The organism is Oceaniovalibus guishaninsula JLT2003 (assembly GCF_000299575.1).
GTDB classification, from domain to species: domain Bacteria; phylum Pseudomonadota; class Alphaproteobacteria; order Rhodobacterales; family Rhodobacteraceae; genus Palleronia; species Palleronia guishaninsula.
This window is the reverse complement of record NZ_AMGO01000008.1, coordinates 1-4,784: the sequence shown is the minus strand read 5'-3', so window position 1 is coordinate 4,784 and position 4,784 is coordinate 1. Positions and strand designations below refer to the sequence as shown.

At 63.8% G+C, this 4,784-nt stretch carries 7 protein-coding genes and 3 pseudogenes; 4 read left to right on the top strand and 6 right to left on the bottom strand.

The genetic code is table 11. The annotated features are described in order from the left end of the window. The first annotated feature begins 385 nt into the window (after positions 1-385). Positions 386-1,222 carry a protein NO VEIN domain-containing protein gene (locus OCGS_RS03335; protein WP_007425818.1) on the top strand — a complete coding sequence of 279 codons (837 nt, stop codon included), beginning with the start codon at positions 386-388 and terminating at the stop codon, positions 1,220-1,222. 3 nt (positions 1,223-1,225) lie between these two features. Here the strand turns inward: OCGS_RS03335 and OCGS_RS03330 are convergent, their stop codons facing one another. After that, positions 1,226-1,609, bottom strand: a complete 384-nt coding sequence (locus tag OCGS_RS03330) for a hypothetical protein (RefSeq protein ID WP_007425817.1) — start codon at positions 1,607-1,609, stop codon at positions 1,226-1,228. A 104-nt stretch (positions 1,610-1,713) separates the two neighbouring features. Then, positions 1,714-2,169, bottom strand: coding sequence for a DUF2924 domain-containing protein (locus tag OCGS_RS03325; protein ID WP_007425816.1), 456 nt, complete (start codon positions 2,167-2,169; stop codon positions 1,714-1,716). Positions 2,170-2,461: 292 nt separating this feature from the next. Between OCGS_RS03325 and OCGS_RS15585 the strand changes: the two are divergent. Then, positions 2,462-2,569, top strand: a pseudogene (locus OCGS_RS15585) (DUF6441 family protein); the annotation flags it as partial. 32 nt (positions 2,570-2,601) lie between these two features. Here the strand turns inward: OCGS_RS15585 and OCGS_RS03320 are convergent. Next, complete coding sequence (locus OCGS_RS03320) at positions 2,602-3,099, bottom strand: hypothetical protein (RefSeq protein ID WP_156800952.1); 498 nt, start codon at positions 3,097-3,099, stop codon at positions 2,602-2,604. Between the two features lie 74 nt (positions 3,100-3,173). Here OCGS_RS03320 and OCGS_RS03315 point away from each other — a divergent pair, with 74 nt between their 5' ends. Continuing rightward, a complete protein-coding gene (locus OCGS_RS03315) occupies positions 3,174-3,593 on the top strand; it encodes a hypothetical protein (RefSeq protein ID WP_007425815.1) in 420 nt (139 codons plus the stop codon). A 25-nt stretch (positions 3,594-3,618) separates the two neighbouring features. After that, positions 3,619-4,146: pseudogene (locus OCGS_RS03310) on the top strand (phage tail tube protein); the annotation flags it as partial. Here OCGS_RS03310 and OCGS_RS15405 read toward each other — a convergent pair. From OCGS_RS15405 to OCGS_RS15395, 3 genes and pseudogenes are all read right to left on the bottom strand, one after another. Beyond that, a pseudogene (locus tag OCGS_RS15405) lies at positions 4,142-4,453 on the bottom strand (hypothetical protein); the annotation flags it as partial. The pseudogenes OCGS_RS03310 and OCGS_RS15405 sit on opposite strands and share 5 nt — an antisense overlap. 9 nt (positions 4,454-4,462) lie before the next feature. Beyond that, positions 4,463-4,585: a hypothetical protein gene (locus OCGS_RS15400; RefSeq protein ID WP_007425813.1), complete on the bottom strand. Its 123-nt coding sequence runs from the start codon at positions 4,583-4,585 to the stop codon at positions 4,463-4,465. Further along, a partial coding sequence (locus OCGS_RS15395; RefSeq protein WP_238538214.1) for a hypothetical protein occupies positions 4,576-4,784 on the bottom strand: 209 nt, incomplete at its 5' end. The genes OCGS_RS15400 and OCGS_RS15395, both read right to left, overlap by 10 nt.

Genomic DNA, 4,784 nt, shown 5'->3' with positions numbered 1-4,784 from the left:
ATTCAGATACTGAATGCGTCCAATGGCCCCGATTGGGGCCTTTTTCTTTTGTTTCAAAGGGCGTTGGCAGGGCTACCCGCCCTTCGGAGACTGGGCGCTTGACGCCGAATGGGTCTCCGAATGGCCTGCGTCTCTCTTCGAGCGCCCCTCGACGGCGGCGGGACGGCGTGGAACATCCTCGCATTTCCAATGGGTTGCCGCGTTCATGGGTTCGCCCCGTTCGCGAGATAATCCGGTGACGGAGACTGACACGAAGACGCAGGGCGGTCAGAAGGACGGCTCCGTGGCGGCCGATCCCCAAGTCCGGCGGAAGCGTCCGAAGCGAGCCAGGACCCTGCCGGAAGTCTCTGATGACAAACAGACTTCGCGCCCATAGCCTGGCGCAATGTCGAACGGGCCTTGGACGGATGAAGAGAACGACCTGATCGTCGCGGATTACTTCGCGATGCTGGCCGACGACATCACCGGGCGCCGCTACAGCAAGGCCGAACACCGCCGCGCGTTGCTGCCGCTGCTGAACGACCGGTCCGAGGGGTCTGTCGAGTTCAAGCACCAGAACATCAGTGCGGTGCTGAAGGGGCTCGGCGAGGACTGGATCCCCGGCTACAAGCCCGCGTTCAACTTCCAGATGACTTTGGTGGATGCCGTGGCGCGGTGGCTAGCGCTGAACCCGGCCTGGCTCGGGCGCCAACCTGGGCTGCCACCCGCCGCTGGCCTGCGCGAGGCGGCGCAGATCTGGATCGGGCCGCCGCCCACACTGTCGAACCAGCCGCCGCCGCAGGAACTGGACCAGATGCTGCACATCGCCCGCAAGTTCGACGTGGCGGGCCGGGACGAGCGCAACCGCGCCCTTGGCCGCGCTGGCGAGGAACGCGTTCTCGCGCATGAACGGGCGGCATTGCGGACGGCAGGACGGGACGATCTGGCGCGCAAGGTACGCTGGGTGTCGGAGGAGGATGGCGATGGCGCGGGCTACGACATTGCGAGTTTCGCCCCGGACGGGCTCGCCCGGCTTATCGAGGTCAAGACGACGAACGGATGGGAGCGCACGCCCTTCTACATCACCCGCAACGAACTGGCCGTGGCCGAGGAGCGCAGGTCGGAATGGCGTCTGTTCCGGCTCTGGAACTTCTCACGCGAGCCGAAGGCGTTCGAGTTGCATCCGCCGCTGGACGCGCATGTCTCCCTGACCGCGACGACGTTTCAGGCGAGCTTTCACTGAGCCTCAGTCGAACACCCGCTCCGGCTGTTCATGCCATGGCAGGGCCGCGACATCGGTCAGTTTCAACAGGGTCACGGCGGGCACCTCGCGCTTGTAGATCAAGCGCCTGAGAACCCCCGGCGCAAGGTAGGCGAGCCGCAGCTGTCGGCTGACATGGCGTTCGGCCAGCCCCACGGCTTTCGCCAGATCGGTGACTGTGTTGAATTCGCCAGCCTCCATGCGTCGCCGCCAGCCCCACGCCCGGCCAATTGCGCGCAGGATATGCGGATCCTGCGTCCGGTCTTCGCTGGGCAGATAGGTGGCGGGCGGCATGATCTTCGGCCGCCCGTTCTGCTTGCGGACCTTGAGCGGCACGAAGATCTGGATGGACTCGTCGGGTTTCATCATTCCGCCGCCACCTTTTTTCGTGGGGCCATCATGTCGCGCATGACGCCCGAGACGCCGTCGGTCCGGACATCGATGACCAGCCCCTCGGACGTCACGGTGATCCATCAATCATTCCCCCGCTTTCGTTCGCGCAACCCGAAGAAGCGGTAGCCATTCCAGCGTGTCCCGGTGATCGCCCGCGCAATCGCCGACAAAGATTTGTACGGTCGCCCCTGCCACTCGAACCCATCCCGCAAGACCGTGATCGTGTGCTCGACCCCGTTCCATTCGCGGATCAGCCTCGTGCCAACCACGGGATTGCGAGGATCGGCGATCTGGCTCTTGCGTGTCGGGGTGCCGCTGACCTCGTCGGCCAGCAGGTCCAGCATGCGCCGGGTTTCCCGATCAGGACCGCCATACGTCAGTTCCTGGATGCGGTAGGCCAACCGGCTCTCAAGGAACGCCCGGCTGTTATTCGGTGCCGGTGTGGCAAAGATCGTCTGCCACTCCGACTTCAACTGGGGGACGGACATGTACTTCAGCGCGGCCAGGCGCGCGGGGATGGGATCGGACTTCATCATGCGTTTCTCCGGTGAGTTGGAGTTGCATGACGGCATTGGTCGTCGGGATAGTGTAGGCAACGTTCTCCAGTATTGTCAGATACTTCGCGCCCATCCTGCCCGAGCAACCGAACCAGCCCGAGTGCCAGCAGGCCGCAGAGCTCGGCGCGGCGCTCGGCGGCGGTCATCTGGTCGGGAGGCAGGGGATTTCCTCGTCTACGACTTTCACGGGAAGCCCCGGGTGAGGCTGTCTGCTGGATTTCGCCTTCGAGAAATCGCAGCTGCCCAGCTTGTCGCCGCAGTGGATCAGCGTCCTGCCGGCAAGCTCCCGAAGCGGCTGGATCTTGCAAGGGATGCCGACCGGGCGTTGGACAGCGTGCCGGGGCTGATCGTGGCGAACTGGGTGGAGGGGCGAAGCTGAAAAATGCCGAACGGCAAAGCGGACCTAGAAATCTAGCTCCGGTTCAACAGCTCTTCGATAGTCGTTAACTCGCGCTGCCACCAATCCAAAGCCTCACGATACACGTCGCGTGCATCTTCGCCTTCGCCGTGTCCGGTCAGGAGCGGGCGATAAAGATTCTCGCCAAGTTGGAAAACTCCGCGTTCGGTTTCGCCATCCGGGGTGTCCGACTGGACCAGTAGAGGGATTTCAGTATCAAGCGACACGCCAAATTGATACTCTTTCAGAACGTTGTTCCGTTCTTCCTCAATGAAATCCCAAAAAATAGCATTTTCTTGTCGTTCAGACACCCAGATCCGATATCTCTGATCGACCGCGAGGCCGATGCGAGGATCTGCGCCATCGACTTTCTTGAGAACGTGACCCACAGCCCTCAATAGCGCCACTGAACCGGCCCATAGGACTCGCCAACGCCTAAGGTCTTCTACTTCCTCAAGCATTTCGAGCGCAATTTCGCAGTCAATTAGAAATTCTCTTGCGGATGTTGTCATGGCGCGTTGCCTTTGCTCTCGAGAATACCAGCGCGAAGAAAAACTCAGCACCCTGCGGAGACCTTCTTACATCAATGCCCACGCCACGCGAAACCATCCTCGCCGCGCTGCACGCGCGGCTTTCGGTGTTATCAGCCACCACCCTGCGCGGCGAGGTGCTGCCCGAGCGCGTGCCAGCCGGAGGGCTACTGATCCTGCGGGATGGCGATCCGGGGGAGCCGGAGGTCACGCTCTCGCCGCTCGCCTACCACTACCAGCATCGCGCCGAAATCGAGGCGGTCGTGCAGGGCACCGCCCGTGACGCCGCATTCGACGCGCTGACCGCCAGTATAGGCGCTGCACTCGCCGCCGACCGGACGCTGGGCGGGCTCTGCGATTGGGTCGAGGCGGAAGCGCCGAGGCCGGTCGATCTGCCGGTCGAAGGCGCATCCAGCCTGAAGGCGGCCGTGATCCCGGTCATTCTATACTACACCACGGCCGATCCACTGGCCTGACCAAACCCTACAACAGGAGAACACCATGGCACGAGCCCAAGGGGCGCGGGCGCAGATGGCGCTTGCGTTCGAGACCACCTATGGCACGCCGCCAGCAGGCGGCTTCACGAAGATGCCTTTCGCCAGCACCACGCTCGGCGCCGAGCAGCCGCTCTTGAACTCCGAGCTTCTCGGCTACGGCCGCGACCCACTGGCACCGATCAAGGACGCGGTGACGGCCGACGGCGACGTCGTCGTGCCGCTTGACGCGGAGGCCTTCGGCTTCTGGCTGAAGGCCGCCTTCGGGGCGCCGACCACCACCGGCACCGGCCCCTGGACGCACGAGTTCCAGTCCGGTGCCTGGACGCTACCGAGCCTCTCCATTGAGACCGGCATGCCAGAGGTGCCGCGCTACGTCATGTATTCCGGCTGCGTGCTCGACCAGATCACCTGGCAGATGCAGCGGTCCGGCTTGCTGACCGCTACGGCTCGCTTGGTGGCGCAGGGCGAGATGGTGGGCACGACCACCAGCGCCGGAACGCCAGCCGCGCTGGAGCTGAAGCGCTTCGGCCACCCTTGCCGCCGCCCTGCGTGGTGGTCTTCGTTTCCTCGCGGAAGTCGGTCGCCCAGATGATGTTGCCACCCATCCGCATCCGGCCATAGAGCCGCGGGATGACCGCGCCCTCGGTGGCCGAGGTGATGCGCAGCGTGTCGAGCCGCGCGCCCTCGATGCGCTGCGTCGGCGCCAGCGACGAGATGATCCAGCTGTCGACGACAGAGCCGATGAAGCCGCCGATGGTCGCGGCGCTGACGCCGAGGATCGCGCCGCCAATGCTGCTGCCAATGGCGGCGCCAGCGCCGCCGAGAACGAGGGTGGCCATGGTCGGATCTCAGCGCTGCGGAAACAGGAAGGCGAAGGCGATGCGACGCTGCCAGGACGGGGTGAGCGGCTCCTCGATCACGCCGAGCCGCTCACAGGCATGAAGGAAGGTGGCGGGCTCGGTCAGGACCATTTTCGCAAAAACGAGCTCAGACTAGCACTTGGATGTCGATTGACCCGGACCTCTGCTTCACTTGGGCAGAGGCGATTCTGGCAAAGGGTCAGTGCTCCCTCGATATCGACCGCCTCTTCGCCAATTGCGAAGGGAATGGTAATCTCGAGGAACTGCGCATCAATCTCCAGCGCAACCTGGAAGCAGCGGGTTTTGATCT

Coding starts and splice junctions, on each gene's coding strand:
- OCGS_RS03335 (WP_007425818.1), top strand. CDS start 386: ATGTCGAACGGGCCTTGGACGGATGAAGAGAACGACCTGATCGTCGCG.
- OCGS_RS03330 (WP_007425817.1), bottom strand. CDS start 1,609: ATGATGAAACCCGACGAGTCCATCCAGATCTTCGTGCCGCTCAAGGTC.
- OCGS_RS03325 (WP_007425816.1), bottom strand. CDS start 2,169: ATGATGAAGTCCGATCCCATCCCCGCGCGCCTGGCCGCGCTGAAGTAC.
- OCGS_RS03320 (WP_156800952.1), bottom strand. CDS start 3,099: ATGACAACATCCGCAAGAGAATTTCTAATTGACTGCGAAATTGCGCTC.
- OCGS_RS03315 (WP_007425815.1), top strand. CDS start 3,174: ATGCCCACGCCACGCGAAACCATCCTCGCCGCGCTGCACGCGCGGCTT.
- OCGS_RS15400 (WP_007425813.1), bottom strand. CDS start 4,585: ATGGTCCTGACCGAGCCCGCCACCTTCCTTCATGCCTGTGAGCGGCTC.